25 protein-coding genes are annotated in these 25,964 nt (G+C 70.8%); 14 read left to right on the forward strand and 11 right to left on the reverse strand.

The genetic code is table 11. The annotated features are described in order from the left end of the window. Positions 1 to 12 precede the first annotated feature (12 nt). Positions 13 to 912 (reverse strand): NAD(P)-dependent oxidoreductase, encoded by a 900-nt coding sequence (locus tag FHP08_RS15675; RefSeq protein WP_222707912.1) that lies wholly within the window; start codon positions 910 to 912, stop codon positions 13 to 15. A 151-nt stretch (positions 913 to 1,063) separates the two neighbouring features. Here FHP08_RS15675 and FHP08_RS15680 point away from each other — a divergent pair, with 151 nt between their 5' ends. Together FHP08_RS15680 and FHP08_RS15685 are read left to right on the forward strand one after the other, a co-directional pair. Beyond that, on the forward strand, positions 1,064 to 1,687 hold the full coding sequence (locus FHP08_RS15680; protein ID WP_147705440.1) for a LysE family translocator: 624 nt from the start codon (positions 1,064 to 1,066) through the stop codon (positions 1,685 to 1,687). 41 nt (positions 1,688 to 1,728) lie between these two features. Continuing rightward, on the forward strand, positions 1,729 to 3,075 hold the full coding sequence (locus tag FHP08_RS15685; protein WP_222707913.1) for a hypothetical protein: 1,347 nt from the start codon (positions 1,729 to 1,731) through the stop codon (positions 3,073 to 3,075). Between the two features lie 84 nt (positions 3,076 to 3,159). On the opposite strand, the gene FHP08_RS15690 is transcribed toward FHP08_RS15685, so the two are convergent. Then, positions 3,160 to 4,155, reverse strand: a complete 996-nt coding sequence (locus FHP08_RS15690; protein WP_147705441.1) for a LysR family transcriptional regulator — start codon at positions 4,153 to 4,155, stop codon at positions 3,160 to 3,162. A gap of 138 nt (positions 4,156 to 4,293) precedes the next feature. Here FHP08_RS15690 and FHP08_RS15695 point away from each other — a divergent pair, with 138 nt between their 5' ends. The 4 genes from FHP08_RS15695 (at position 4,294) to FHP08_RS15710 (ending at position 8,876) form a co-directional block, all read left to right on the forward strand. After that, the gene (locus tag FHP08_RS15695) at positions 4,294 to 5,304 is read left to right on the forward strand and encodes a Bug family tripartite tricarboxylate transporter substrate binding protein (protein WP_147705442.1); all 1,011 of its coding nucleotides are present in this window, start codon (positions 4,294 to 4,296) and stop codon (positions 5,302 to 5,304) included. Further along, on the forward strand, positions 5,301 to 6,281 hold the full coding sequence (locus FHP08_RS15700; protein ID WP_147705443.1) for a 4-hydroxythreonine-4-phosphate dehydrogenase PdxA: 981 nt from the start codon (positions 5,301 to 5,303) through the stop codon (positions 6,279 to 6,281). The genes FHP08_RS15695 and FHP08_RS15700 overlap by 4 nt, the downstream gene beginning before the upstream one ends. 176 nt (positions 6,282 to 6,457) lie before the next feature. Further along, positions 6,458 to 7,606 carry a benzoate/H(+) symporter BenE family transporter gene (locus FHP08_RS15705; protein WP_147705610.1) on the forward strand — a complete coding sequence of 383 codons (1,149 nt, stop codon included), beginning with the start codon at positions 6,458 to 6,460 and terminating at the stop codon, positions 7,604 to 7,606. A gap of 34 nt (positions 7,607 to 7,640) precedes the next feature. After that, entirely contained in the window at positions 7,641 to 8,876 is a 1,236-nt protein-coding gene (locus tag FHP08_RS15710) for a serine hydrolase domain-containing protein (protein ID WP_147705444.1), read from the forward strand. Here FHP08_RS15710 and FHP08_RS15715 read toward each other — a convergent pair. From FHP08_RS15715 to FHP08_RS15725, 3 genes are all read right to left on the reverse strand, one after another. Next, positions 8,873 to 9,868 carry a Bug family tripartite tricarboxylate transporter substrate binding protein gene (locus FHP08_RS15715; RefSeq protein ID WP_147705445.1) on the reverse strand — a complete coding sequence of 332 codons (996 nt, stop codon included), beginning with the start codon at positions 9,866 to 9,868 and terminating at the stop codon, positions 8,873 to 8,875. The genes FHP08_RS15710 and FHP08_RS15715 overlap by 4 nt on opposite strands. 125 nt (positions 9,869 to 9,993) lie before the next feature. Beyond that, positions 9,994 to 11,160 carry a pyridoxal phosphate-dependent aminotransferase gene (locus tag FHP08_RS15720; protein ID WP_147705446.1) on the reverse strand — a complete coding sequence of 389 codons (1,167 nt, stop codon included), beginning with the start codon at positions 11,158 to 11,160 and terminating at the stop codon, positions 9,994 to 9,996. Between the two features lie 26 nt (positions 11,161 to 11,186). Next, entirely contained in the window at positions 11,187 to 11,672 is a 486-nt protein-coding gene (locus FHP08_RS15725) for a putative toxin-antitoxin system toxin component, PIN family (protein ID WP_147705447.1), read from the reverse strand. 38 nt (positions 11,673 to 11,710) lie between these two features. Here FHP08_RS15725 and yaaA point away from each other — a divergent pair, with 38 nt between their 5' ends. Next, positions 11,711 to 12,484: a peroxide stress protein YaaA gene (gene yaaA / locus FHP08_RS15730; protein ID WP_147705448.1), complete on the forward strand. Its 774-nt coding sequence runs from the start codon at positions 11,711 to 11,713 to the stop codon at positions 12,482 to 12,484. Positions 12,485 to 12,492: 8 nt separating this feature from the next. Here the strand turns inward: yaaA and murB are convergent, their stop codons facing one another. Genes murB through FHP08_RS15745 form a run of 3 tightly spaced genes read right to left on the reverse strand, consistent with a single transcriptional unit; the run spans position 12,493 to position 14,543 of the window. Next, on the reverse strand, positions 12,493 to 13,512 hold the full coding sequence (murB, locus tag FHP08_RS15735) for a UDP-N-acetylmuramate dehydrogenase (RefSeq protein ID WP_147705449.1): 1,020 nt from the start codon (positions 13,510 to 13,512) through the stop codon (positions 12,493 to 12,495). 10 nt (positions 13,513 to 13,522) lie between these two features. Then, complete coding sequence (locus tag FHP08_RS15740) at positions 13,523 to 14,347, reverse strand: segregation and condensation protein A (RefSeq protein ID WP_225879163.1); 825 nt, start codon at positions 14,345 to 14,347, stop codon at positions 13,523 to 13,525. Positions 14,348 to 14,360: 13 nt separating this feature from the next. Beyond that, positions 14,361 to 14,543, reverse strand: coding sequence for a DUF3460 family protein (locus tag FHP08_RS15745; protein WP_147705450.1), 183 nt, complete (start codon positions 14,541 to 14,543; stop codon positions 14,361 to 14,363). Positions 14,544 to 14,719: 176 nt separating this feature from the next. Between FHP08_RS15745 and bamE the strand changes: the two genes are divergently transcribed. Next, positions 14,720 to 15,214 carry an outer membrane protein assembly factor BamE domain-containing protein gene (gene bamE / locus FHP08_RS15750; protein ID WP_147705451.1) on the forward strand — a complete coding sequence of 165 codons (495 nt, stop codon included), beginning with the start codon at positions 14,720 to 14,722 and terminating at the stop codon, positions 15,212 to 15,214. Between the two features lie 9 nt (positions 15,215 to 15,223). On the opposite strand, the gene FHP08_RS15755 is transcribed toward bamE, so the two are convergent. Both FHP08_RS15755 and metG read right to left on the reverse strand, forming a co-directional pair. After that, positions 15,224 to 16,885, reverse strand: coding sequence for a SulP family inorganic anion transporter (locus FHP08_RS15755; RefSeq protein WP_147705452.1), 1,662 nt, complete (start codon positions 16,883 to 16,885; stop codon positions 15,224 to 15,226). Then, entirely contained in the window at positions 16,882 to 19,056 is a 2,175-nt protein-coding gene (gene metG / locus FHP08_RS15760) for a methionine--tRNA ligase (RefSeq protein ID WP_147705612.1), read from the reverse strand. The genes FHP08_RS15755 and metG overlap by 4 nt, the downstream gene beginning before the upstream one ends. A gap of 150 nt (positions 19,057 to 19,206) precedes the next feature. Between metG and ubiU the strand changes: the two genes are divergently transcribed. The 6 genes from ubiU (at position 19,207) to FHP08_RS15790 (ending at position 25,005) form a co-directional block, all read left to right on the forward strand. After that, positions 19,207 to 20,217: a ubiquinone anaerobic biosynthesis protein UbiU gene (ubiU, locus tag FHP08_RS15765; protein ID WP_147705453.1), complete on the forward strand. Its 1,011-nt coding sequence runs from the start codon at positions 19,207 to 19,209 to the stop codon at positions 20,215 to 20,217. 5 nt (positions 20,218 to 20,222) lie between these two features. Beyond that, positions 20,223 to 21,158: a U32 family peptidase gene (locus tag FHP08_RS15770; protein WP_225879164.1), complete on the forward strand. Its 936-nt coding sequence runs from the start codon at positions 20,223 to 20,225 to the stop codon at positions 21,156 to 21,158. Next, positions 21,155 to 21,592 carry a ubiquinone anaerobic biosynthesis accessory factor UbiT gene (gene ubiT / locus FHP08_RS15775; RefSeq protein ID WP_147705454.1) on the forward strand — a complete coding sequence of 146 codons (438 nt, stop codon included), beginning with the start codon at positions 21,155 to 21,157 and terminating at the stop codon, positions 21,590 to 21,592. The genes FHP08_RS15770 and ubiT overlap by 4 nt, the downstream gene beginning before the upstream one ends. 84 nt (positions 21,593 to 21,676) lie before the next feature. Then, the gene (apbC, locus tag FHP08_RS15780; RefSeq protein ID WP_147705455.1) at positions 21,677 to 22,765 is read left to right on the forward strand and encodes an iron-sulfur cluster carrier protein ApbC; all 1,089 of its coding nucleotides are present in this window, start codon (positions 21,677 to 21,679) and stop codon (positions 22,763 to 22,765) included. Positions 22,766 to 23,198: 433 nt separating this feature from the next. Beyond that, the gene (locus FHP08_RS15785; RefSeq protein ID WP_222707914.1) at positions 23,199 to 24,206 is read left to right on the forward strand and encodes a FecCD family ABC transporter permease; all 1,008 of its coding nucleotides are present in this window, start codon (positions 23,199 to 23,201) and stop codon (positions 24,204 to 24,206) included. After that, positions 24,199 to 25,005 (forward strand): ABC transporter ATP-binding protein, encoded by an 807-nt coding sequence (locus tag FHP08_RS15790; protein WP_147705457.1) that lies wholly within the window; start codon positions 24,199 to 24,201, stop codon positions 25,003 to 25,005. Before FHP08_RS15785 ends, FHP08_RS15790 begins: the two co-directional genes overlap by 8 nt. On the opposite strand, the gene FHP08_RS15795 is transcribed toward FHP08_RS15790, so the two are convergent. After that, positions 24,972 to 25,964, reverse strand: coding sequence for an XdhC family protein (locus FHP08_RS15795; protein ID WP_147705458.1), 993 nt, complete (start codon positions 25,962 to 25,964; stop codon positions 24,972 to 24,974). The genes FHP08_RS15790 and FHP08_RS15795 overlap by 34 nt on opposite strands.

Consider the following 25,964-nt stretch of genomic DNA (forward strand, 5'->3'; position numbering starts at 1 on the left):
CGGTCCGCCGGGTCAGGCCGCCGGGCGCGTGTCGCTGGCCAGCAGGTCGATCAGCTCGGGCACCGCGGCGCCGCCCAGGCCGGCGGCGACCGCGCCTTCCAGCGTCTGGCGGATGCCTTGCGCGGTGGCCATGCTCGCGCCCATCTCGCCGGCCATCGTCGTGTAGTAGCCGATGTCCTTCAGGGCGTTGGAAATGGAGAAGCGGAAGGCCGCGATCTCCTTCGACTCGATGTAGGGCCGCAGGCGCTCCAGCACCACGCCGCCGCCGCCGCCCTTGGCCAGGACCTCCATGAACACGTGCGGATCCACGTCCGCGCGCTGCGCGCAGGCAGCCGCCTCGGCCAGCACCGCCGAGAAGCCCAGCGACACGTAGTTGTGCAGCAGCTTCATCCGGTGGCCTGCGCCGACCGGCCCCGCGTGCACGATGTTCTCGGCGAAGCAGGCCAACAGCGGGCGGATCTCGGCGAACAGCGCCGCCTCGCCGCCCACCAGCACGTTCAGCCGGCCTTCCGCGGCTTCCTTCGGGGTGCGGGTCATCGGCGCGTCGATGAAGCGGCCGCCGGCCTTCGCGACCGCGTCGGCGATCTTCAGCGTGGAGGAGGGGATCGCGGTCGAGCAGTCCACGATGAGGGTGCCCGGCCGCAGCGACGCGAGCAGGCCGCCGGCCTTGAACAGGACGCTCTCGACCTCGGGCGAGCCGGTCACGCACAGGATCACCACGTCGGACTCGGCGGCGAGCGCGGCGATCGCGGGCATGGGCCGCGCGCCCGCCGCGACCAGCGCATCGACCGGCTGGTTGCCCGGATGCTCGAGGAAAGCCAACGGATGGCCGTGCTTCACGATGTTGCTGGCGATGCCGTGGCCCATCATCCCGATGCCGATCATGCCGATCCGCCTGGTGGCTGCGTTCATTTCCGGGTCTCTCCCTTGGCGCTGTCGTGTTGGGCGCGCCGGCGGCCGGCGCCGCGCGCGAAGTCCGCACTTTAACGCCGCTGGAACGGCCGCACCGGCCACGCACCCGCTTCGCGCGATAATCCGGGCTCGTCCCCGCCTGCGTGCCCCGATGCCCGTCGAGACCCTGTCCGCCTTCTTCGCCGCCTCCGTTCTGCTCGGCCTGTCGCCGGGACCGGACAACCTCTTCGTGATGATGCAATCGGCCATGCACGGGCGGGCGGCCGGCCTGCGCGTGGTGCTGGGCCTGTGCACCGGCCTGCTCGTGCACACGGCGGCGGTCGCGGCTGGGCTCGCGGCGGTGTTCGCGGCCTCGGAGATCGCCTTCCAGGCCCTGAAGGCGGCGGGCGCGCTCTACCTGCTCTGGCTCGCCTGGCAGGCCTTCCGCGCTCCGGTCGATGCGCCCGCCGACGGCCGCGCGCCGCGGCTCGCCGGCTGGGCGCTCTACCGGCGCGGCGTGCTGATGAACCTGACCAATCCCAAGGTCTCGATCTTCTTCCTGGCCTTCCTGCCGCAGTTCGCCGATCCGGCGCGCGGGCCGCTGGCCGCGCAGATCGTGCTGCTCGGCGCGGTCTTCATCTTGGCCACGCTGCTCGTGTTCGGCGCCATCGCCTGGTTCGCCGGCTCGCTGGGCGGCTGGTTCGGGCGCTCGCGGGCCGCGCGCCGGGCCTTGAACCTGGCCGCCGGCACCGTGTTCGCCGCGCTCGCGGCCAGGCTTGCCTTCGTGCAGCGCTGAGTCTGGCGTGACCCTCGATCCCCAGCCCGACGGAGGCCCGCTTGTCCGCCGAAGCCCCCCGCATGGCGCCGATCGCCAGCCGGCAGCGCGTCTACGAAGTGCTCACCGGCGAGGACCAGGGGCGCGTGTGCAAGGACATTCCGGATTCGGCCTGTCGCGAGCAGCCGCGCAATTTCCTCACCCATGTGCTGAGCCTTGCGGCCACCAAGACCGCCGACGGGCTGGCCGACCCCAAGCTGGTGCTCGCCTGGCTGCTCGGCGCGACCGGCGCGCCCGCCTTCATGACCGGCCTGCTGGTGCCGATCCGCGAAGCGGGCGCCTTGCTGCCGCAGCTCGTGATCGCCGCGTCGATCCGCTCGCTGCCGGTGCGCAAGTGGGTCTGGGCGATCGGAAGCATCGTGCAGGGCGCGGCGGCGATCGGCGTGGGCCTGGCCGCCTTGCTGCTCCAGGGCGCCGCGGCCGGCTGGACGATCCTGGGCCTCCTGCTGATGCTGGCGCTGGCGCGAAGCGGCTGCTCGATCGCGCACAAGGACGTGCTGGGCAAGACGGTGTCGAAGTCCACGCGGGGCACGGTGACCGGCACGGCGGGCACCGCCTCCGCGATCGTGCTGCTGGGCTTCGGGATGCTGCTGGGCACCGGGCTGCTCGAGCGCTCGGTCGGCGTGATCGCGATCGCGCTGGGCGTGGCCGGCCTGCTCTGGATCGGTGCGGGGCTGCTGTTCGCTTCGCTGGCCGAAGCGCCGGGCGCGACCGAGGGGGGCGGCAACCCGCTCGCGGTGGCCGTCGCGCAGTTCGGGCTGCTGCGCCGCGATCCGCAACTCGCGCGATTCGTCGCGGTCCGCGGCCTGCTGCTCGCCACGACTTTGGCGCCGCCCTTCCTGGTGGCCATGGAGGGGCGCCGCGCCGGGATGCAGGCGGTGGGGCTGGGCGCCTTCGTGATCGCCTCCGCCCTCGCGGCGATCTCCAGCAGCTACGTGTGGGGCCGCCTGTCCGACGTGTCGAGCCGGCGGGTCATCATCATCGCGGGGCTGATCGGCGCCGCCGCGCTGCTGGCCGCGGCGGCGGTCGGCTCGGGGCTGGGCGAGCCGGTCGGGCTGAGCGTGGCGTCGCCGTTCGCGCTGCCGGTGCTGGTGTTCGCGCTGTCGATCGCCGAGCAGGGCATCCGCCTGGGTCGCACCACCCATGTCGTCGACATGGCCGACCCGGCGCGGCGCGGGGCCTACACGGCGTTGTCGAACACCATCACAGGCCTGCTGACGCTCGGTGCTGGCGCGTTCGGCCTGCTCGCGCACCGGACGGGGGAAGTGCCGCTGCTGCTGCTGTTCGCCGCGCTGGCGATTCTCGCGGTCTGGCTTGCGCACGGTCTCGAGGAAGTCCAGCAGGATTGAACCGGTCGCCCCGGCGGGTTCGACCCCCCGGGCGGATCGGCCTTGCGCGGGTGGACCGGTTTCGCCTGGGTGCCTCGGCCTCGGCTAGGCGGGCCGGTCTCGGCCAGCCGGCACGGGTGCGCCCGGGGCAGCGTGGCCGAGCTGCCCGGCGCGGGTGCGCAGCGACTCGGCCAGCAGCGCGGCGGCTGGCGTGGGGCGCGACCGGCGCCGGGTCACCAGCCCCAGCGTGCCGGCGTCGTCGCCCAGACGGAAGGGGAGCAAGCGAACGAAGCCCGCGCCCGCGTAATGGCGTGCCACGTCGCGCGACAGCGCGGCGAGCATGTCGGTCTCACGGGCAACGGTCACGGCCAGCAGCGTCGAGGCCGATTCCACGACGCGGACCGGCACGTCCAGCCCGGCCGAACGAAAGGCGGCGTCGATCCTGATGCGCAGCGGGCTGGCCGGCGGCGGCAGGATCCAGGCGAGCTCGGCCAGGCGCCGAAGGGTGAGTCGCCGCGCTGCGCCGAGCGGGTGATCGGGGCGGACGACGACATCGATCGGCTCGGGGCCCAGTGGCTCGAAGGCGAGCAGGTCGGTGTCGCTTCCCGAGGGGATCTGCCCGACCACGAAGTCGAGCTCGCCCCGGGCCAGCATGGGCACGAGGGTGGCGCTCGTTTCGGCGAGCACCGAGATCGCGACGCGCGGGTGGCGGCGCAGCAGATCGGCGACCGCGGGCGCGGTCAGGCGGGGAATCGATCCGACCACCGCGCCGATCGCGACCTTCCCTTGCACGCCGAGGGCCGAGAGGGCGAGCGACTCGCGAGCGGCCGAGATCTCGCCCAGCGCGGCCTGGGCGTGGCGGATCATGATCCGGCCGTATTCGGTCGGGCGCAGCCCGCGCGCGCCGCGCTCGAACAGTTCCAGCCCGAGCAGGGCCTCGAGTTGGGCGAGCAGCTTGGTGGTGGCCGGCTGGGTGACGGACAGGGCCTCGGCGGCCCGCCGAAGGCTGCCGTGCTCCTCGAGCGCTTGCAGCAGCAGGAGGTGGCTCATCCGGAGCTGACGGCGCAGCTTCCACTCGGGGGGCAACTGGGGGAGGCTCACCTGGGCATTCCCTTGAGTGATAGGTCTATCAGAACATATCAGTGGAGGTTATACAAAGCCTGTCCTAGGATCCGATTCGTGCCGCCCGCCCGCGACCTGCCGGGCGATGCCGAATCCGATGACCGACAGGAGACCTCGATGAGCCTGAATCCGCTTCGCCGGCAACTGGTCCGCACATCGACTGCGGCCGCCGCCCTGGTCACCCTGTGCGCCTTGGGCGCGGTGGCCGTTCCCGTCGCGTCGGCGCAGGATTGGCCCGCCCGGCCCGTCAGGATCATGGTCGGCGCCTCGGCCGGCGGCGGCACCGACGTGATCGCCCGGCTCTTCGCCGAGAAGCTCTCCGAGTCGACCCGGCAGAGCTTCGTGGTCGAGAACCGGCCCGGCGCGTCCAACACGATCGCCGCCGACCTCACGGCCAAGGCGCCCGCCGACGGCCACACGCTGCTGGTCGCCACGAACACCGGCCAGGCGATCGCGCCGCACCTGCTCAAGCTCGCCTATGACCCCCTGGCCAGCCTGGAGCCGATCGGCCTGATCGTCGTGGTGCCCAACGTGCTGCTGGTCAACCCGGCGGTTCCTGCAAGCGACGTCCGCAACCTGGTCGCGCTGATGAAGGCGTCGCCAGGCGGCTTCCGCTACGCGTCCTCCGGGGTCGGCAGCACGCAGCACCTGGCCGGAGAGGCCTTCGATCTCGCCGCGGGCACGCGCGCCACGCACGTGCCCTACAAGGGCAGCAGCCAGGCGCACGTGGACCTGATCGGCGGGCAGGTGCAGATGATGTTCGACACCACCTCGTCGTCCATGCCGCACATCAAGTCGGGCAAGCTGAGGGCGCTGGCAGTGATGTCGCCGCAGCGCTCGCCCGAGCTGCCCGACGTGCCGACGCTGGCCGAGGCCGGCCTGCCCGGCGTCGAGATGACGACCTGGTACGGAATGTTCGCCACCGGTGGCACGCCGCCGGCCGTGCTCGCGAAGCTGCGCGCCGAGTTCGAGCGTGCCATGGCCCTGCCCGAGGTGGCCGCCAGGCTGCGCTCGCTGGGCGGCGAGCCCGGCACGCTCGACGTCGAAGGCTTCGCGGCCTTCAATCGCGCCGAGTTCGAGCGCTTCGGCAAGCTGATCCGCGACGCGGGCGTGAAGGTGGAGAAATGAACGCTGCCTGGCGCGCCAGGATAGGCGTGCTCACCGGCGATCCGGCCGGCATCGGCCCCGAGTTGCTCGCGAAGCTGCTCGCCGATCCGGCGTCGACCGCATCGGCCGACCTCGTCCTGCTGGGCGATCCCCGGGTGCTGGCGCAGGGCGGCGCCGTGACGGGCGTTACGCTGCCCGAGATCCCGGTTCTCGCGCCGATCGAGATGCCTGGCGAGGGCTGGCAGCCCGGCGCGATGAGCCGCGCCTGCGGCGATTACGTGCTCGCCTGCCTGCGCGCCGCGGCCGACGCGGTGCGCGCCGGGCAGATCGACGGCGTGCTGTTCGCGCCGCTGAACAAGGGCGCGATGCGACTGGCGGGACTCGAGCACGAGGACGAGATGCGGCTGCTGCAGGCGCTGCTCGGCGTGGAGGGCTTCGTCTGCGAGTTCAACGTCACGGGCAGCCTCTGGACCTCGCGGGTGACCTCGCACATGCCCCTGAAGGACGTCGCCGCGTCGATCACCGCCGACGGCGTTCGCGACGCCGTGCGGATCATCGACCGCAGCCTGCGCGACGCTGGCCTGGGGAGGCCCCGTATCGGCATTGCGGCGCTCAACCCGCACGCCGGCGACGGCGGCACCATGGGGCGAGAGGAAATCGACATCATCGGACCCGCGGTCGAGTCGGTGCGGAGCGAGGGCATCGACGCCCGCGGCCCGATGCCGGCCGACACGATCTTCGTGGGCGCGCGCCGCGGCGACTACGACGCGGTGGTATCGATGTACCACGACCAGGGCCAGATCGCGATGAAGCTGATGGGCTTCGAGTCCGGCGTGACCGTGCTCGGCGGCCTGCCGGTGCCGTTCACGACCTGCGCGAGCGGGACGGCCTTCGACATCGTCGGCAAGGGGGTCGCCAACGCGGAGGGCCTGAGGCAGGCGCTCGCAATCAACGTGCGGATGGCGAGCGCGAAGCGGGCGGCGCCGGCGCGCGGCTGAGCGGGGCTCGGCGCGCCGCCGTGGCGGGCGAGGCGACCTCGGTTACCATCGCAATCGAATCGCGGGCCTCGGGCCCGCGATCCTTTTTGCATGGCGCCCCGCGTCGACCCCGAATCCCGCCCGTGAGCCCCTTCGCATCCGTGAATCACCCGAGAAGCTTCTGGCGCGACCTGTCGATGCCGGCGATCGTGGCCGGCTTCGTCACCGTGCTGGTCGGCTTCACCAGCTCGGCGGTGATCGTGTTCGAGGCGGCGCGCGCGCTGGGCGCCAACGAGGCGCAGATCGCCTCGTGGATGTGGGCGCTGGGCCTCGGGATGGGGCTGACCTGCATCGTGCCGTCGCTGCGCTGGCGGGTGCCGGTGGTCACGGCCTGGTCCACGCCGGGCGCCGCGATGCTGATCACCGGCGCGGCCGGTGTGCCGCTGGATCAGGCGATCGGCGCCTTCATCGTGTCGGCGGTACTGATCGCAGTGAGCGGATTCTCGGGCTGGTTCGAGCGGGCGATGAACCGGATCCCGATCGCCCTGGCCTCGGCGATGCTGGCCGGCGTCCTGCTTCGCTTCGGGATCGAGGCCTTCGCGTCGATGCAGACCCGTTTCGGGCTGGTGTTCGCGATGTTCGCGGCCTGGCTGCTGGGCCGCAGGCTCTGGCCGCGCTACGCGGTGGTGCTCGCGCTGGCGGTCGGCGTGGCGATCGCGGCGCTGGGCGGCGACCTGCGCACCGGCGCGCTGCGCCTGGAAATGGCGGCGCCGGTCTGGACCACGCCTTCGCTGTCGCTGGCGGCGATCGTCGGCATCGCGCTGCCGCTCTATGTCGTCACGATGGCCTCGCAGAACATGCCGGGCGTGGCGGTGATCCGCGCGTCGGGCTACACGGTGCCGATCTCGCCGGTGATCGGCTGGACTGGCGTGGCCACGTTGCTGCTGGCGCCCTTCGGCGGCTACGCGCTGAACCTGGCGGCGATCACCGCCGCGATCTGCATGGGGCCGGAAGCCCACGAGGATCGCTCGCGCCGCTACGTGGCCTCGGTCGCAGCCGGCTGCTTCTACCTGCTGATCGGGCTGTTCGGCGCCACCGTGACCGCGGTGTTCGCCGCTTTCCCCAGGGAACTGATCATGGCCATCGCCGGCCTGGCGCTGCTCGGGACGATCGGCAACGGGCTGGCCGCGGCGGTCGCCGACGAGCGCCAGCGCGAGCCGGCCCTCGTCACCTTCCTGGTCACCGCCTCGGGCCTCACGCTGGCCGGGATCGGCTCGGCCTTCTGGGGGCTGGTGGCCGGCCTGCTCACGCTGCTGGTGCTGACGCTGCGCAGGCGCGGCGCGTGAGCGCCGCAGAGCCCGACTTCAACAGGATTCCGCCATGACCGCCACGCAACACGTCAATCCTGCGCCCGCCCTGCTGGCGCCCGAACTGCTGCCGGCCGAGTCGCCCGAGGCGCTCGGCCTGTCGTCGCGCGCGCTGGCCCGCGCGGGCGACGCGCTGCGCGCCGAGATCGCGCGCGGGCGCCTGCCTGGCGCGGTCGCGCTGATCGCCCGTCATGGTCGCGTCGGCTGGTTCGAGGCCTTCGGGCGGCTCGGGCCCGACGCCGACACGCCGATGACGCGCGACGCGATCTTCCGCATCTACTCGATGACCAAGCCGCTCGTGTCGCTGGCGGCGATGATGCTGGTGGAGGAGGGCAGGCTGATGCTCGACGACCCGCTCGAGCGCCACCTGCCCGAGTTCGCCGCGCAGATGGTGGGCCGCCCCGACGCGGCGGCGCCCGACGGCCTGCGGCGCGAGCCGCTGCCGCGGCCGATCACGCTGCAGGATCTGCTGCGCCACACCTCGGGGATGACCTACGAGTTCCTGGGCGACGATGCGGTGCACCGGGCCTATCAGCAGGCGAAGCTGAGCGACCCGCGCCGCACGAATGCGCAGCTCTGCGCCGTGCTGGCAGGCCTGCCGCTGCTGCACGCACCGGGCGAGCGCTGGGGGTATGGCCGCTCCACCGACGTGCTGGGGCGAGTGATCGAGGTCGTCTCGGGCGTCCCGCTCGGCGAATTCCTGCGCGAGCGGATCCTGGGCCCGCTGGGGATGGTGGACACTGCCTTCCACGTCGCGCCCGGCCAGCATCACCGGATCGCCGAGCCGTACCCGGTGGACCCGGACACCGGCGAAGCGGTTCGCCTGCTCGACCCGCGGAGCCGGCCCGCGCTCGAGATGGGCGGCGGCGGACTGATGTCCACCGCGGCCGACTACCTGCGCTTCCTGCAGATGATGCTCGACGGCGGACGGTCCGGCGATCGCCGCCTGGTGAGCCGCAAGACGGTCGAGCTGATGACCGCTGACCACCTTGGCGGCATCGCGGCCGACTCGCCGCTGCTCCCGGCCGGCCACGGCTTCGGGCTCGGCTTCGCGGTGCGCAAGCAGGCGGGGCTGGCGACGGCGCCTGGTTCGGTCGGCCAGTATTTCTGGGGCGGCATCGCGGCCACGACCTTCTGGGTGGACCCGAAGGAAGGCATGGCCGCGATCCTTCTCGCGCAGGCGCCCGGTCGCCGGGACTATCTCCGGCAACTGTTCCGGGCGCTGGCCTACGCGGCGATCGACGATTAGGAGTCGGCGCGAAAGCCGATCGACTTGACGATGGGGCCCCATCGGTCGTGGTCGGCGCGCAGCATCGCACCGAGCTCCTCGGGCGTCGAGGAAGCGGCCTCGAGCCCCATCACGGCCAGGCCATCGATGACCGGCTTGGTGGCCAGCGCCGCGCGCAGCGCCGTGTTCGTGCGATCGACGATGTTCTTCGGTGTCTTGCCGGGCGCGAAGAAGCCGAACCACTCCCGGAACTGCAGGTCGGTGAGACCCTGCTCGGCATAGGTCGGCACCTCGGGCGCGAAGCGCGAGCGATTGGGCGCGGACGTGGCGAGCAGGCGGCACTTGCCGGCCGCGACGTGCTGCGTGAACTCGCCGACCGGGCCCGAGACCGCCGCGATCTGGCCGCCGATCATGTCGAGGATCGCCGGCTGCGTGCCGCGGAAGGCCACATGACGCAGGTCGATGCCGCCAGCGCGACCGACCAGCACGCCGAGGAAATGCGGCACCGAGCCCGAAGCCGGCGAGCCGAAGTTCGCCTTGGCAGGATTCGCCTTGCACCAGGCGAAGAAGTCCTGCATCGACCTGACCGAGTCGGGCACCATCGGGCCGACCGCGAAGCCGAACTCGAAGGTGCAGGCCAGGCTGATCGGGGTGACGTCGGTGAACGGGTCGTAGGGCAGCTTGCTGTAGATGTGCGGATAGATCATCAGCATCGACGCGGGCGTCTGCACGATGGTCGAGCCGTCGGCAGGCGCGCTGCGCATCAGGTCGATCGCGATCTGACCGCCCGCGCCGGCCTTGTTCTCGACCACGGCCGAACGTGCATGGCTGCCGTTCAGGGCCTCGGCGACGCGCCGGCACAGCGTGTCGGAGGTGCCGCCGGGGGTGAAGCCGGTGACGATGCGCAGCGTGTCGACCGCGTATTGTTGCGACAGCGCGATCGAGGGCAGGGCGGCGAGTGCGGAGCCGGCCGCGGCGGTCTCCAGGAAACGGCGGCGATCGAAACGGGACATTCGGGTTCTCCTCGTGGGTCTTCGTGGGGTTGCGTGAGCAATCGGGCGCCCGCGATCTGCGCGCGGGTCGCCGGGGCAAGCTTGCGGTCGGCCTCGGGGGCGGAGGCCGACCGCAATCCGGGTCGTCAGAGCGCCGAGAGCCTTTCGAGCGCGAGCTTCAGCGTCTCTTCCTTCTTGGCGAAGCAGAAGCGCACCACGCCGTTCTCGACCGGTTGCTCGTAGAAGGCCGACAGCGGGATCGCCGCCACGCCGATCTCGGTGGTCAGCCACTTGGCGAAGTCGGCCTCGGGCATGTCGGAGATCGCGCTGTAGTCGACCAGCTGGAAGAAGGTGCCCTCGGACGGCAGCAGGCGGAAGCGGGTGTTCGCCAGGCCCTCGCGGAACAGGTCGCGCTTGCGCTGGTAGAAGGCCGGCAGCTGAAGGTAGCGCGAAGGCTCGCGCATGTACTCGGCCAGGCCGTGCTGCACCGGCGTGCTGACGGTGAACACGTTGAACTGGTGGACTTTTCGGAACTCGGCGGTCAGCGGGGCCGGGGCCGCGCAGTAGGCGACCTTCCAGCCGGTCACGTGGAAGGTCTTGCCGAAGGACGAGATCACGAAGCTGCGCGAGGCCAGCGCCGGATAGCGGCAAGCCGACTGGTGCGGCTCGCCGTCGTAGACCATGTGCTCGTAGACCTCGTCGGAGATCACGAACAGGTTCGCGTCGACCGCGATGGATTCCAGCTCGCGCATGTCGGCGTCGCGCAGGATCATGCCGCTCGGGTTGTGCGGCGAATTGACCATGATCGCGCGGGTGCGCGGCGTGACCGCCGCGCGCACCCTGTCCCAGGGCACCCGGTACTCGGTGCTCATCGGCACCGCCACCACCTTGCCGCCGATCAGCTCGATGTTGGGGATGTAGCTGTCGTAGACCGGCTCGAGCACGATCACCTCGTCGCCCGGCCGCACGATGGCCAGCAGCGCGGTGAAGATGGCCTGGGTGGCGCCGGCCGTGATCGTGATCTCGTCGTTCCAGTCGTAGCGGGCGCCATAGATCGCCGCGATCTTGTCGGCGACTACCTGGCGCAGCGCGGGGATGCCGGCCATCGGCGGGTACTGGTTGAGGCCCTTGCGCATCGCGTCGGCCACCGCGTCGACCAGCAGCGGGTCGCAGTCGAAATCGGGGAAACCCTGACCGAGGTTGACGGCGCCGCGCTCGGTGGCCAGCGCCGACATCACGGTGAAGATCGTCGTGCCCACCTTGGGCATCCTGGTTTCGATCGACGGGGGCGTGAAGGTCTGCGGTGCGTTCATGATGGTCCTGCTCGGGAGACGCGGGATTATAGGTGGTCGGCGTCGAGCCCTCGCGGCGACGCCCCGCCCGGCGCCCGGGCGAGCGCATCCTGCCAGGAGGGGTCCTCGGGCCGAACGATCGCGAGCCCGTGCCAGCGCCGGGCCCGGCGGGCCAGTTTCAGCAGCGCCTTGTCGCGGGTGACCAGGAAGCCTGCGCCCGCCGCGAGCGCGAGCTCGACGAACTTGCGGTCGTCCGGGTCGCGGCACAGCGGCACTTGCGGTGGCAACGGGCCGGCCTGGCCCGGGCCGACCAGGGTGGCGTGCCGGTCGAAGCGGCTCGCGATCGCGGTCCGCGCCGCCTGGTCCAGCCCGAATCGGGGGCGGGCGATCACCGCCAGCCACTCGGCGCGGGTGGATTCGGTGGCCAGCAGCGCGATCGCGCCCGCCTCGGCTGCACGGCCGAGCTCGCGGGCCGACGGGTCGTCGAAGACCAGCCAGTCCAGCCAGGCATTCGTGTCGAGCACCGCTTTCATGACATCATCCGGCCGCCCGACGACACCCTCGACGCCCGATGCTGATCGTTCTGTCCCCTGCCAAGACCCTCGACTACGACACCCCTGCCACCACGAGCCGGCGCACCCTGCCGGCCTTCCTCGACGACTCGCGCGTGCTCGTCGAGCGGATGCGCGAGTTCGATCCGCCGGCGCTGGCCGAGCTGATGTCGGTCAGCGACACGCTGGCCGCGCTGAACGTGGCGCGCTTCGCGCAGTGGGAGCTGCCGCTCGAGCCGGGCAGGGCGAAGCAGGCGGTGCTGGCTTTCGCCGGCGACGTCTACGACGGGCTGGACGCGAAGTCGCTGGACCGCAAGGCGCTCGACTGGACGCAGAAGCACGTGCGGATCCTGTCGGGCCTGTACGGCCTGTTGCGGCCGTTCGACCTGATGCTGCCCTACCGGCTCGAGATGGGCACGCGCGTGACGAATCCGCGAGGGCGCGACCTGTATGCCTTCTGGGGCGAGCGGCTGGCGCAGGTGCTGTCCCGCGAGCTCGATCGGCATGCGCAACCGGTGCTGGTGAACCTGGCCTCGGACGAGTACTTCAAGGCGGTGGCCCGGAAGGCGCTGCGGCATCCAGTGGTGCAGCCCGTGTTCCAGGAGCGGCGGGGCGGCGCCTGGAAGATCGTCAGCTTCTCGGCCAAGCGGGCGCGCGGCGCGATGACGCGCTTCGCGATCGACGAGCGGGTCGACGATCCCGAGGGCCTGAAGGCCTTCGACCGCGACGGCTATCGTTTCGACGCGGAGGCTTCCGACGAGACGCGCTGGTATTTCCGCCGCGAGGCGGCCTGAGGGCAGGCTCACCGGACGATCGTCGGCTCGGGCTCGAGCTCGACGCCGAAACGCTCGCGCACCGAATCGCGGATGCGCTCGGCCAGCGCCAGCAGCTGCGCGCCGGTGGCGGCGCCGTGATTGACCAGCACCAGCGCGTGCCGGTCGTGGACGCCGGCGTCGCCTTCGCGGAATCCCTTCCAGCCGCAGCGATCGATCAGCCAGCCGGCCGACAGCTTGACGCCCGGCGACCGATCGTCGTCCGCCGGGTAGCGCGGCATGTCGGGGTGGCGCCGCGCCAACGCGTCGGCCTGCGCTGCATCGACGACCGGGTTCCGGAAGAAGCTGCCGGCGTTGCCCAGCACGACCGGGTCGGGCAGCTTGCGCCGGCGAATCGCGATCACCGCCGCGGCCACCGCGCCGGCGTCCCGGGCCCCGGCCAGCTCGGCTCGCAACTCGCCGTAGTCCAACCGGGGTTCGAAGCGGCGCGAGAGCCGGAAGCGAACCGAGAGAACGATCCAGTGCGCCCCTTCCGGGTGCTTGAAGATGCTGTCGCGGTAGCCGAATCGGCAGTCGCCGGCGAGCAGGCGCCGGCGCTCGCCGCTGCGTCGGTCCACCGCCTCGAGCGAGTCGAAGCGTTCGCGCATCTCCACGCCGTAGGCGCCGATGTTCTGGATCGGGCTCGCGCCCACGGTGCCGGGAATCAGGGACAGGTTCTCCAGGCCGCTGAGCCCCTGGTCGAGGCTCCAGCAGACGAAGTCGTGCCAGTTCTCGCCGGCGGCGGCCTCGACGATCGCGGCGTGGCCTTCGTCGAACACGATCCTTCGGCCGCGCAGCGCGATCCGCAGCACGGTGCCCTCGAAGTCGGCGGCCAGGAGCAGGTTGCTGCCTCCGCCCAGGACCAGCGCGCGCGGCGCCCTTGCGATCAGCGCCAGCGCCGCGTCGAGGTCGGCGGGGTCGTCGAGGGTGATCAGACGGGCCGCCCGGGCGGCTACGCCGAAGCTGTTCAGCGCCTTCAGCGACGCCGGCTCGTCGATTCGGAGGGCCATCTGCCGCGCGTCAGCTCGGCAGGTAGGCGAGCCGGACGTAGATCGGGGCAAAGGCCTCGGCCTGCGTGATCTCGATCAGCGATTCGCGCGCCAGCTCCAGCAGCGCGATGAAGGTGACGACCACGACGGCCTGGCCCCGCTCCAGGTCGAAGAGCTCCTCGAACTCGGCGAACCGCCGGTCCTGCAGCTTGCGCAGCACCACGGTCATGTACTCGCGCACCGACAGCTCCTCGCGACTGATCCGGTGATGCTGGACCAGCCGCGCCCGGCGCAGGATGTCGGCCCAGGCGCTCTTCAGGTCCGGCACGGTGACCTCGGGCAGGCGCGCCTCGACCGTGTGGTCGATCCAGACCTGGGCAGGCAGGAAGTCGCGGCCGAGTTGCGGGATCCGGTCCAGTTCCTGCGCGGCGAGCTTGATGCGCTCGTACTCGATCAGGCGGCGCGCCAGTTCGGCGCGCGGATCATCGACCTCTTCGCCGCTGTCGGCCTTGCGCACCGGCAGCAGCATCCGCGACTTGATGTCGATCAGCATCGCGGCCATCAGCAGGTATTCGGCCGCGAGCTCGAGGTTGTGGCTGCGCAGCTCCTCGACGTAGGCGAGGTACTGGCGCGTGACCTCGGCCATCGGGATGTCGAGGATGTTGAAGTTCTGCTTGCGGATCAGGTAGAGCAGGACGTCCAGCGGCCCTTCGAAGGCCTCGAGGAAGATCTCGAGCGCGTCGGGCGGGATGTACAGATCCTGCGGCAGCTTGACCATCGGCTCGCCGTAAAGCCGGGCGACGACCTTGAGCTCGAGCTGCTCGGGGCCGTCGTCGGTGGCGGGGGATTCGATCACGGGGCCGGGAGGCTCAGGTTTCCGGCTGGTAGACGTAGGGCTTCTGCGGCACCCGGGCCTCGCGCGCCTGGCGGGCGACCTCCGGATCCTGCGGGCGGTCCCACAGCAGCGCGCGTCCCTTGCGCTGCGATTCCTCGAGCGCAGGATTGCGTTCCTTCAGCTCGCGCAGGAAGCGGGTGGTGTCGGATTCGTACATGGCAGCCTGGCCTCCGGCTCTGCGGATTGTCGTAGCTCGCCATTTTAGTCGATCGCAGCCGATCGCCCGCCGCAGCCGCTTCGGGCGATACTTCGGCCAGCCGGCCAACCGGCCAACCGGCCAACCGGCCCCGGCCGCCGGGCTGCGCGCAGGCATCGACGACGGAGCAGAGAACGATGAGGAAGTGGCTGATGATCGGCTGGCTGTGCACGATGATGGGCGCGCTGGGCGCCTGCGACTGGATCGCTTCCAAGGAGCTGAAACCCGGTGAATCCACCGTCGACGACGTCCGGCGCCTGATGGGCGCGCCCGACACGATCCGCGAGCAGACAGACGGCGGCAAGCTCTACGAGTATCCGCGCGGGCCGCAGGGTGCCCAGACCTGGATGGTGCGCATCGACGCCAATGGCCGCTACCAGGGCATGAGCGATGCGCTGGCCGAGGCCAACCTGGCGAAGGTCAAGCCCGGAATGACCCGCGACGAGGTGCGGCTGCTGCTGGGTCGGCCCGGCGAGACCGGCCGGATGGCCGGCGCACAGGGGCCGGTCATGACCTGGCGGGTGCAGGCCGGGCACGGCGTGACCGAGATGTTCCACGTCGAGCTCGGGCCCGACGACCGGGTGGTGAAGGTGGACCGCTCGCCGGATCCTCAGACGGTCAACACGCGCTGAGCGCGGAAGTCATCGCGCGCTGAGCGCGGCCAGGGCCTCGTCGAGCGCCTCGAACACCGCATCGGGGCCGAGCTCTTCCAGGAAGCCCGAGCGCCGCAGCAGCGACAGCGGCTGCGGGTTCGGCTCGGCGATCACCAGCCGCCCGCCGCGCCGCACGAGCATCCGGTGCAGGCTCTCGAGCGCGTCCAGCCCGGTGGTGTCCAGGTTGATCACCTTGTCCATCTCGAGCACCACCACCTCGTGCGGGCGGGCCGGGTCGAGCAGTTGCTCGAGCTTGGTCACCGAGCCGAAGAACAGCGAGCCGAACACCCGGTAGGCGACGATGCTGCGGCCGTCGGGCGTGTGCGCGTAGTCGGCCGGCAGCGCGATCTCCTCCACACGGGTCAGCGACGAGATCCGGAAAATGAACATCAGGCTGGCCAGCACGAGGCCGATCTCGACCGCCACCGTGACGTCGAAGATCACGGTCAGCAGGAAGGTGGCCAGCAGCACCGTGCGGTAGTTGTTCGAGAACTGGCGCAACCGGGCGAACTCCTTCCAGTCGCCCATGTTCCAGGCCACGAACAGCAGGATCGCCGCCAGCGAGCCCAGCGGAATGCTGGCCGCCAGAGGCGCCAGCGCCAGCACGATCAGCAGCAGGGTGCCGGCGTGGACGATGCCGGCGATCGGCGTGCGGCCGCCGGAGCGGATGTTGGTCACCGTGCGCGCCACCGTGCCGGTGGCTGCGATGCCGCCGAAGAAGGGCGCCACGAAGTTCGCCACGCCCTGCGCCATCAGCTCCTGGTTGGGATCGTGGCGGTCGCCGGTGATGCTGTCGGCGACCCGCGCGCAGAGCAGCGATTCGATGGCGCCCAGCAGCGCGATCGACAGCGTGGGCATGACCAGGTTCTGGGCGGAGGGCCAGTCGAATGCCGGCAGCTGGAAGCTCGGCAGCCCCTGTGGAATGCCGCCGAAACGCGAGCCGATCGTTTCGACCTGAAGGCCGCCGAGCGCCACGGCCACGGTTCCGAGCGCCAGGACCACGATCGTTCCGGGCACCCGGGCCATCCAGCGTTTCCAGCCCCGTTCGCTGGGCTTGTAGGACTTGGGCCAGAGCACGACGATCAGCAGCGATGCCGCGCCCAGCGCGAGCGCGGTCCAGTTGACCGTGTCGAGCGCCCTCCAGATCGCGCCGACCTGCGAGAAGGAGTTGGCCGGCATCTTGGCGATGTCCAGCCCCAGGAAGTCCTTGACCTGCTGCAGGGCGATGATGACCGCGATGCCGTTCGTGAAGCCGATCACGATCGACACCGGAATGAAGCGGATCAGGTTGCCCAGCCGCAGCGCGCCCATCGCGAACAGCAGGATGCCGGCCATGAAGGTCGAGATCAGCAGGTTCGCCACGCCATAGCGCTCGACGATCGCGTACAGCACCACGACGAAGGCGCCGGCCGGCCCGCCGATCTGCACCCTCGAACCGCCCAGGAGCGAGATCAGGAAGCCCGCGATGATCGCGGTGAAGATTCCCTGCTCGGGCTTGACGCCGCTTGCGATGCCGAAGGCCATGGCCAGCGGCAGGGCGACCACGCCCACCGTGATGCCCGCCGACACATCGGCACGCAGGTCGTCGCGCGTGTAGCCGCGAAGGCTGTCGACGATCCTGGGCCGGAACCGGAGGGCAGGGAGGCTCACTTCACTTTCATGCCCGGTTGCGCGCCTTCGTGGACATCCAGCAGGAACAGCCCCGGGCCTTTCGCCGGATCGTCCCAGCCTGCCGACAACACCATGCCCTCGGACAGGCCGAATTTCATCCTGCGTGGCGCCAGGTTGGCGACCACGACCGTGTAGCGGCCGACCAGTTGCTCGGGCGCATAGGCCGATCGGATGCCCGAGAAGACGTTTCGGGTGCGCTCCTCGCCGACGTCGAGCGTGAGGCGAAGCAGCTTGTCGGAGCCCTCGACGGCTTCGCAGGCGACGATCTTCGCGATCCGCATGTCGACCTTGCCGAAGTCGTCGATCGAGATCGTGCCCTCCGGCACGCTCGCTGCGGCGGCCTTCTTCGCGCCGGCGGAGTCGTTCGCTGCCGCGGCCTTGTCGGCTGCGGCCTTCCCGCCCTTGGCCTTGTCGTTGCCCGCCGGCGCGGCCTCGGGCAGGTCGAACAGCGCATCGAGCTGCTTCGGATCGACCCGGGTCATCAGGTGCTGGTAGGGCTCGATGGCGTGGCCTTCGGGCAGGGGCTTGCCGATCGCCGACCAGTCGGCGGCGGGCAGGCGCAGCATGGTTGCGACCCGCCGTGCCGTGGCCGGCAGGATGGGCGCGAGCAGCAGCGCCAGGTCGGCGAAGGCGCGCAGCGCGGTGGCGCACACCGTGTGCAGCTCGGCGGCGCGGGCCGGATCCTTGGCCAGCTCCCAGGGCTTGCGCGCGTCGACGTACTCGTTGACCCGGTCGGCGTAGGCCATGACCTCGCGGATCGCCTTGCCGTAGTCGCGACCGTCGTACAGCGCTGCGACCGCGTCGGCGCCGGCCCAGCCGGCGGAAAAGGCCGCATGCGCGTCGGCGTCGACCGGCCCGAGCCGGCCGTCGAAGCGCTTGGTGACGAAGCCGGCGCAACGGCTCGCGATGTTGATCAGCTTGCCGACCAGGTCGGCATTGACCCGCGCGACGAAGTCGTCGGGATTGAAGTCGACGTCTTCGACCCGGCTGTTCAGCTTGGCCGCGAGGTAGTAGCGCAGCCACTCGGGATTCATGCCGAGCTCGAGATAACGCAGCGGCGAGATGCCGGTGCCGCGGCTCTTGCTCATCTTCTCGCCGCTCACGGTGATGAAGCCATGCACGTTGACCCGGTCCGGCGCCTTGCGGCCGGCGAAGTGCAGCATGGCCGGCCAGAAGAGCACGTGGAAGTAGATGATGTCCTTGCCGATGAAGTGGACCTGCTCGAGCGAGGGATCGGCCATCAGCGCGTCGAAGTCGGCGCCGGTCTTCGCGCACCAAGCCTTCAGCGACGCCAGGTAGCCGATCGGCGCGTCGAGCCAGACGTAGAAGTACTTGCCGGGCGCATCGGGGATCTCGATGCCGAAGTAGGGTGCATCGCGCGAGATGTCCCAGTCGGCGAGCTTGCCGCCGCCGACCGTCGCGCCGCGGGGCTCGTCGGGCGCGGCGCCTTCGCCCAGCCACTCCTGGGCCTTGGCGAGGACCTCGGGCTGCAGTCGCGGCTGGCCATGCCGGTCGTTCGAGCGGGTCCACTGCTGAAGGAAGGCCACGCAGCGGGGATCGGACAGCCGGAAGAAGTAGTGGTCGGACGAGCGCAGCTCGGGCGTGGCGCCGGTCAGCGCCGAGAACGGGTTCTTCAGGTCGGTGGGCGTGTAGACGGCGCCGCAGGCCTCGCAGGAATCGCCGTACTGCTCCTTCGCGCCGCACTTCGGGCACTCGCCCTTGATGTAGCGGTCGGGCAGGAACATGCCCTTGACCGGGTCGAAGAACTGCTCGACCGAGCGCACGTCGATCAGGCCCTGGTCGCGCAGGCCGCGGTAGATGGACTGGGACAGCTCGGTGTTCTCGGGCGAGTCGGTGCTGTGCCAGTGGTCGAAGGCGATGTGGAAGCCGTCGAGATACTGGCGGCGCCCGGCGGCGATGCCGGCCACGAATTCCTGGGGGGTCTTTCCGGCTTTCTCGGCGGCGATCATGATCGGCGCGCCGTGGGCGTCGTCGGCGCAGACGAAACGCACCGTGGCGCCGCGCATCCGCTGGAACCTCACCCAGATGTCGGCCTGGATGTACTCCATGATGTGGCCGATGTGGAAAGCGCCGTTGGCGTACGGCAGGGCGGTGGTGACGAACAGGTTGCGCGGGTTCATCCGCGAAATCTTAGCAAACGGGACCGAAGGCCCGGCGCCCGCGACGCAGGTTTCATCCAGATCAAGTTTTCGGTTCGCCGGACTGCATCGATCAGGCCGGGGCCGCCATCCGCCGGGGCTAGCCTGCCCTTTTCCAATCGTGCTGGAGGAGGCAAGCGAATGACCACCCTGCGCAAGCCGGACCTCGTCTGCCCGGCGGGCAGCCTGACCGCCCTGAAGGCTGCGGTCGACAATGGCGCGGACGCGGTGTACTGCGGGTTTCGCGATTCGACCAACGCCCGAAACTTCAAGGGGCTGAACTTCGACCGGCCCACGCTCACCGAGGGTCTGCGCTACGCTCGCGCCCGCGACGCCGAGGTCCTGGTCGCGATCAACACCTACGCGCAGGCCGGTCGGATTCCGGAATGGCACGCGGCGGTCGACGCCGCCGCCGAGCTGGGCGTGGATGGGCTGATCGTGGCCGACATCGGGCTGCTCGCCTACGCCCGCGAGCGGCATCCCGGTCTGCGGCTGCACCTGTCGGTGCAGGGCTCGGCCACCAATCACGAGGCGATCGAGTTCTGCCGGCGGGAGTTCGGCATCCAGCGGGCAGTCCTGCCCCGTGTCCTGACCCTGGCGCAGGTGGAGCAGCTGATCCGGCACACCGAGGTCGAGATCGAGGTCTTCGGCTTCGGCAGTCTGTGCGTGATGAACGAGGGTCGATGCTGGCTGTCCTCGCACGCCACCGGCGAGTCGCCGAACACCCACGGCGTGTGCTCGCCCGCGCCCTACGTGCGCTGGGAGGACGGCCCCGACGGCATGTCGGCGCGCCTGAACGGCATCCTGATCGACCGCTACGGGGCCGACGAGAAGGCCGGCTACCCGACGCTGTGCAAGGGCCGCTTCGAAGTGCAGGGCCGTATCGACTACGCGCTCGAGGAACCGACCAGCCTGAACGTGCTGTCGGTGCTCGACGAGCTGCTGCGCATTGGCGTGGCGGCGATCAAGGTCGAGGGCCGCCAGCGCAGCCCGGCCTACGTGGCCCAGGTCACCCGCACGCTGCGCGCGGCGATCGACGCCGCGGCCGCCGATGCGCGCTACCAGGCGAAGCCGCAGTGGCAGGCGGAACTCTCGAAACTGTCCGAGGGCCAGCAGGTGACCCTCGGCGCCTACAGCCGGCCCTGGAGGTGAGCGCGATGCAGGAAACGATGAACCCGCCGGCGCCGGCCGCCCCGGGCGCGCGGCCCGCCGTCAGGCTTTCGCTGGGGCCGCTGCTGTACTACTGGTCCCGCCAGGAGGTGCTCGACTTCTACGCGTCGATCGCCGACTCGCCGGTCGAGATCGTCTACCTGGGCGAGGTCGTCTGCTCGCGTCGGCACCAGATGCGGCTCGACGACTGGATCGGCCTGGCGCGCGACCTGCGCGAAGCTGGCAAGGAAGTCGTGCTGTCGAGCCAGGCCCTGCTCGAGGGCGAGGCCGACCTGCGCCGGCTGCACAACCTGATCGAGCACGGCGACTTCCCGGTCGAGGCCAACGACCTCGGCGCGGTCGCGCTGGTCGCCCGGCGCGTGCCCTTCGTGGCCGGCCCGCACCTGAACGTCTACAACGAGGATGCGCTGCGCTGCTACGCCGGCCTCGGCGCCGTGCGCTGGGTGCCACCGCTCGAGATGTCCGGCAAGGTGATCGCCGCATTGCACGCGAGCCGCCCCGAAGGGATGCAGACTGAACTGTTCGCCTTCGGCCGGATGCCGCTGGCGCTGTCCGCGCGCTGCTTCACCGCGCGCCACTACGGCCTCAGGAAGGACAGCTGCGAGTACCGCTGCCTCGACCACCCGGACGGCATCACGCTGTCCACCCGCGAGGGGCAGGAGTTCCTCGCGATCAACGGCATCCAGACGCAGTCCGCGCAGCGCTTCATGCTTCTCGACGAGATGCCGGCAATCGCGGCTGAGCGGCTCGACGCCGTGCGCATCAGCCCGCAGTCGCGGCATACGCCTGCCGTCGTGGCGGCCTTCGACGCCGCTCGCCGTGGCGAGACCGTGACGGCGGACCCGGCCTGGAGCCCGGAGGGCTTCTGCAATGGCTACTGGCATGGCCGGGCCGGCATCGAGCTGGCCAGGAGGGCGGCATGATCGAGATTCCCGCCTTCTCGCTGCCTTCGCCCTTCGCGTCGCTGGGGCGGCGGCTGCCGCAGTGGCCGCACGGTCTGGCGTTGTCCATCGCACTGAACCAGGCCTTGCGCAAGGGGCTGCTCGCACTCGACGAGATCGACGCGCTCGAGGGGCTGCCGGTGCGGATCCGCGTGATCGACGCCGGCGCGTCGGCCGATGTGGTGCTGCGCGGCGGTCGCTTCCGGGCGGCGCCGGCGCGCGGCGAGGCCGCGCTCACCTTGTCGGCGACCGTATCGGCCTTCCTTCAGATGCTCACGCGACAGGAAGATCCCGACACGCTCTTCTTCCATCGCCGGCTTGCGATCGAGGGCGACACCGAGCTGGGCCTGCTGGTCAAGAACCTGCTCGACCGGATCGAGTTGCCGGCCGCGCTGCTCGGTCGTCAAAGCCCATGAGCGGTTCATGTGAATCGGCGGGCCTGCCGGCAGCCTTGCGCCGAAGGGGCTAAACTCCGCGCGATTCCAGAGGAGTTCCAGTCCATGTCGCTCACCGATGCCGACGTCCGCGCGGCGCTGTCCCAGATCGTCGATCCCAACACCGGCAAGGACCTGGTGGCCGGCAAGTCCGCGCGGAACGTCCGCGTGGACGGCACGGACATCAGCGTCGACGTGGAGCTCGGCTATCCGGCGAAGAGCCAGATCGACCCGATCCGCCGCGAAGTCATCGCGAAGCTGCGTGCGCTGCCCGGTGCGGCCAACGTCAGTGCCAACGTCTACCAGAAGATCGCGGCGCACGCGGTGCAGCGCGGCGTGAAGACGCTGCCCAGCGTGAAGAACATCATCGCGATCGCCTCGGGCAAGGGGGGCGTGGGCAAGAGCACGACCGCGGTCAACCTGGCCCTGGCGCTGGCGGCCGAGGGCGCCAGCGTGGGCATGCTCGACGCCGACATCTACGGCCCGTCGCAGCCGACGATGCTGGGTATCACCGGCCGGCCCGAGTCGCGCGACGGCAAGAGCCTGGAGCCGATGGTGGGCCACGGCATCCAGGCCAGCTCGATCGGTTTCATGATCGATCCCGACACGCCGATGGTGTGGCGAGGCCCGATGGTCACCCAGGCGCTCGAGCAGTTGCTGCGCGACACGAACTGGCGTGACCTGGATTACCTGATCATCGACATGCCGCCGGGCACCGGCGACATCCACCTGACACTCGCGCAGAAGATCCCGGTCACCGGCGCGGTCATCGTGACCACGCCGCAGGACATTGCGCTGCTCGACGCGCGCAAGGGGCTGAAGATGTTCGAGAAGGTCGGGATCCCGATCCTGGGCATCGTCGAGAACATGGCGATCCACGTCTGCTCGAACTGCGGACACGCCGAGCACATCTTCGGTCAGGGCGGCGGCGAGCGGATGGCAAAGGAGTACGACGTCGAGTACCTGGGCGGGCTGCCGCTGGACATCCGGATCCGCGAGCAGGCCGATTCCGGGCGCCCGACCGTGGTGGCCGACCCCGACGGCGAGGTCGCGGCGATCTATCGCCAGATCGCCCGGCGCATCGCGGTCCGGATCGCCGACAAGGCGCGCGACATGAGCCTCAAGTTCCCGTCGATCGTGGTGCAGAACACCTGATCGGCTTGCCGCACGGACGGCCCGCCGCGCAGCAGGGCCGACTTGCACCGCAGCAAAGTTCCGCTTTCCCGCGAACCGCGATCTTTGCCTGCGTTGCGTCCCGCTTTTGTCAGAATTCTCCCGGTTCCGGCGATGTTCAAGTGGCCGCGACCGGCGTAGGATTTCTTCGTAAGGGCCCGCACCCGCGCGGGCCCGCCGAAGCGATAGAGAGCGACTTCATCGGTTGTCTCCGCCTCGCCGGACGAAGGAAGGCTCCCCGCCGACCGACGTCCGGTTTTTTTTGCCCTCCTGCACCACTGGAAGCGGACCCAGCCCCGTCGCAGCGGCGACCGCTGGACGAGACCATGGTCGATCTGTTCGAATGGCTTCATCACCACAGGCCCTCGAACGCTGCCATGCGCGAGCTGCTCGCCTCCGCGCGGATGCGCGATCGATGAGGTACTCCTACCCCGTACTGCTGGCCGGTCTCGCGCTCGCGCTGCTCGTTGCCGGCCTGATCGCGCTCGGAAGCGGCAGCTTCCCCTTGCCCCTGGTCGACGTGCTGCGTCTGCTCGCCGCGCAGCTCGGCGCGCCGCCGCCCGATCTTCCGGCAAGCGCCGAAACCGTGCTCTGGCAGATCCGCGGCCCCAGGGTGCTGGCCGCGCTCGCCGTGGGGGCGGCGCTTGCCGCGTCGGGTACCGCGCTGCAGTCGGTCTTCCGCAACCCGCTTGCCGCACCCGACCTGCTCGGCGTCTCGGCTGGCTCGGCGGTCGGCGCGGTGCTGGGCATCTTCCTGGGCTGGGCGATCTGGGCGATCCAGGCCGCCGCCTTCGTCGGCGGGCTGGCCGCGGTGGCGGTCGTCTACGCGATCGGCACCGCGCTGCCGCTGCGCGATCGCACGCTGAGCCTGGTGCTGGTGGGCATCGCTGTGGGCAGCATGCTCGGCTCCGTGGTGGCCCTGGTGAAGACGCTCGCCGATCCCTACACGCAGTTGCCGGCGATCACCTTCTGGCTGCTGGGCAGCTTCGCCTCGATCGGGCAGGCGGACCTCGCCGGCCTGGCGCTGTGCGCGATCGCGGGCCTGATTCCGCTGCTGCTGATGCGCTGGCGGGCCGACGCGCTGATGCTCTCCGACGACGAGGTTCGTGCGCTGGGGGTCGGGTTGCCGCTCCTGCGCCTGTCGCTGGTGGTGGGCGCGACCTTGCTGACCGCGGCGACGGTGGCGGCGGCCGGGATCATCGGCTGGATCGGCCTGGTGGTGCCCCACGCCGCGCGCCTGCTCGTGGGCGCGTCGTTCCCGCGGCTGCTGCCGGTGGCGATGTTGCTGGGCGCGCTGCTGATGCTGGTGATCGACACCGTGGGCCGCAGCATCGGCCAGGCGGAGCTGCCGCCCGGCGTGCTCACCGCCCTGATCGGCGCGCCGGTGCTTTTCGTCCTGATGCTTCGCCGCCGCGATGACTGAACTGCTGCGAGCCACCGGGCTGCGCTTCGGCTACCGCGGGCGTGCGCTGGCCAGGCCGGTCGATTTCGCGTTGCGCGCCGGCGAGGTGCTGGTCGTGCTGGGACCGAACGGCTCGGGCAAGAGCACCTTGTTCCGCACGCTTGCGGGGGCGGTCCCGCCGATCGAAGGCGAGGTGCGCTGGAGCGTCCGGCCGCTCGGCGCGATGTCCCCGCGCGAGCTGGCCGGCGAGCTGGCGTGGGTCCCGCAGCAGCCGGCCACCGCCTTCGATCTCGACGTCCACCGCTACGTGATGCTCGGACGGCTCGGCCGCCTGCCGCTGGGGGCGGGCCCTGGCGCCGAGGACCGCCAGGCAGTCGACCGCGCGCTGGCCCGCATGGGGTTGGAGCGCTTTCGTGATCGGCCCTTGTCCAGGATGTCGGGCGGCGAGCGGCAGCTGGCCGCGATCGCCCGGGCGCTGGCCCAGCAGGCGCGCACGCTGATCCTCGACGAGCCCGCCGGCAGCCTGGACTTCGGCAACCAGGGCAGGGTGCTCGACATGTTGTCGGCGCTGGCTGCCGAGGGCCTGGGCATCGTCTATTCGACCCACGACCCGAACCACGCCCTGCGCTGCGGCACGCAGGCGCTGCTGTACCTGCCTGCCGGCGAGCTGGCTTTCGGCACGGTCGGCGACATGGTCCGCGCCGACCGTCTCTCCGATGCCTACGGGGTGAAGATCGAGGCCGCGCGCACCGCCGACGGCCGCACCGTGTACACCCTGGCCGGGCCTCAGCCGGCCGCGGGCGAGCGACTGTCTGCCTGAACGGCCTTCTTCTGGGTCGGCGCGACGCCGTTCTTCACCGACACGATTTCGGCGAGGATGGCCACCGCGATCTCGGCCGGCGTGTGGCTGCCGATGTGCAGGCCGATCGGCCCGTGCAGCCGCGCGATCTCGTCCGCGCTCAGGTCGAACATCGCGAGCCGCTCGCGCCGCGCCTCGTTGTTGCGCCGGGAACCCAGGGCGCCGATGTAGAAGGCCGGCGACTTGAGCGCCTCGAGCAGCGCCATGTCGTCGAGCTTCGGGTCGTGGGTGAGCGCCACGATCGCGGTGTTGGCATCCGGTTTGAACTCGACCACCACGTCGTCGGGCATGCCGGGCAGCCAGCAGACGTCGGGAATGGCCAGCGTGGTGTAGTACTCCTCGCGCGGATCGCAGACGTAGACCTGGAAGTCGAGCGCCTTGGCCATCTCGGCCAGCACCCGCGACAGCTGGCCGGCGCCGATCATCAGCAGCCGGTAGCGCGGCCCGAACACCTGGCGCGCCTTCCTGCCGTCGAAGCTGAAGGCCTCGCCGCGCACCGCGGGCTCGAGCGCGGCCTGCCCGGTGTCGAGATCGAGCGTGCGCGCGACGAGCTCCTGCCGCCCGGTGCGCTCGAGGACCTGGCCGATCCAGCCGGCATCGAGGAGCGGTTCCTGCAGCAGGCGCAGCGTGCCGCCGCAGGGCAGGCCGAAGCGCGCGGCCTCTTCCTTGCTCACGCCGTAGACGACCAGCGACGGCCGGTCGACCCGCTCGCCGGTGCGCACGCGGTGGATCAGGTCGTCTTCCACGCAGCCACCGGACACCGAGCCGACCACCAGGCCGTCGTCGCGCAGCGCCAGCAGGGCACCGGGCGGGCGCGGCGCCGAGCCCCAGGTCTCGATGACGGTGACCAGCCACACACCGCGACCGGCGGCGCGCCAGTCGCGCGCGTGTTCGAGGACTTCGCGATCCAGGCTGTCCAT

It is taken from the genome of Zeimonas arvi, from assembly GCF_008039575.1.
GTDB lineage: Bacteria > Pseudomonadota > Gammaproteobacteria > Burkholderiales > Burkholderiaceae_E > Zeimonas > Zeimonas arvi.

Bases quoted from the DNA above. Each gene is read 5' to 3' on its own strand.
- FHP08_RS15675 (WP_222707912.1), bottom strand. From the start codon at position 912: ATGAACGCAGCCACCAGGCGGATCGGCATGATCGGCATCGGGATGATG.
- FHP08_RS15680 (WP_147705440.1), top strand. From the start codon at position 1,064: ATGCCCGTCGAGACCCTGTCCGCCTTCTTCGCCGCCTCCGTTCTGCTC.
- FHP08_RS15695 (WP_147705442.1), top strand. From the start codon at position 4,294: ATGAGCCTGAATCCGCTTCGCCGGCAACTGGTCCGCACATCGACTGCG.
- FHP08_RS15700 (WP_147705443.1), top strand. From the start codon at position 5,301: ATGAACGCTGCCTGGCGCGCCAGGATAGGCGTGCTCACCGGCGATCCG.
- FHP08_RS15705 (WP_147705610.1), top strand. From the start codon at position 6,458: ATGCCGGCGATCGTGGCCGGCTTCGTCACCGTGCTGGTCGGCTTCACC.
- FHP08_RS15710 (WP_147705444.1), top strand. From the start codon at position 7,641: ATGACCGCCACGCAACACGTCAATCCTGCGCCCGCCCTGCTGGCGCCC.
- FHP08_RS15715 (WP_147705445.1), bottom strand. From the start codon at position 9,868: ATGTCCCGTTTCGATCGCCGCCGTTTCCTGGAGACCGCCGCGGCCGGC.
- FHP08_RS15720 (WP_147705446.1), bottom strand. From the start codon at position 11,160: ATGAACGCACCGCAGACCTTCACGCCCCCGTCGATCGAAACCAGGATG.
- FHP08_RS15725 (WP_147705447.1), bottom strand. From the start codon at position 11,672: ATGAAAGCGGTGCTCGACACGAATGCCTGGCTGGACTGGCTGGTCTTC.
- yaaA (WP_147705448.1), top strand. From the start codon at position 11,711: ATGCTGATCGTTCTGTCCCCTGCCAAGACCCTCGACTACGACACCCCT.
- murB (WP_147705449.1), bottom strand. From the start codon at position 13,512: ATGGCCCTCCGAATCGACGAGCCGGCGTCGCTGAAGGCGCTGAACAGC.
- FHP08_RS15745 (WP_147705450.1), bottom strand. From the start codon at position 14,543: ATGTACGAATCCGACACCACCCGCTTCCTGCGCGAGCTGAAGGAACGC.
- bamE (WP_147705451.1), top strand. From the start codon at position 14,720: ATGAGGAAGTGGCTGATGATCGGCTGGCTGTGCACGATGATGGGCGCG.
- ubiU (WP_147705453.1), top strand. From the start codon at position 19,207: ATGACCACCCTGCGCAAGCCGGACCTCGTCTGCCCGGCGGGCAGCCTG.
- FHP08_RS15770 (WP_225879164.1), top strand. From the start codon at position 20,223: ATGCAGGAAACGATGAACCCGCCGGCGCCGGCCGCCCCGGGCGCGCGG.
- ubiT (WP_147705454.1), top strand. From the start codon at position 21,155: ATGATCGAGATTCCCGCCTTCTCGCTGCCTTCGCCCTTCGCGTCGCTG.
- apbC (WP_147705455.1), top strand. From the start codon at position 21,677: ATGTCGCTCACCGATGCCGACGTCCGCGCGGCGCTGTCCCAGATCGTC.
- FHP08_RS15785 (WP_222707914.1), top strand. From the start codon at position 23,199: ATGAGGTACTCCTACCCCGTACTGCTGGCCGGTCTCGCGCTCGCGCTG.
- FHP08_RS15790 (WP_147705457.1), top strand. From the start codon at position 24,199: ATGACTGAACTGCTGCGAGCCACCGGGCTGCGCTTCGGCTACCGCGGG.
- FHP08_RS15795 (WP_147705458.1), bottom strand. From the start codon at position 25,964: ATGGACAGCCTGGATCGCGAAGTCCTCGAACACGCGCGCGACTGGCGC.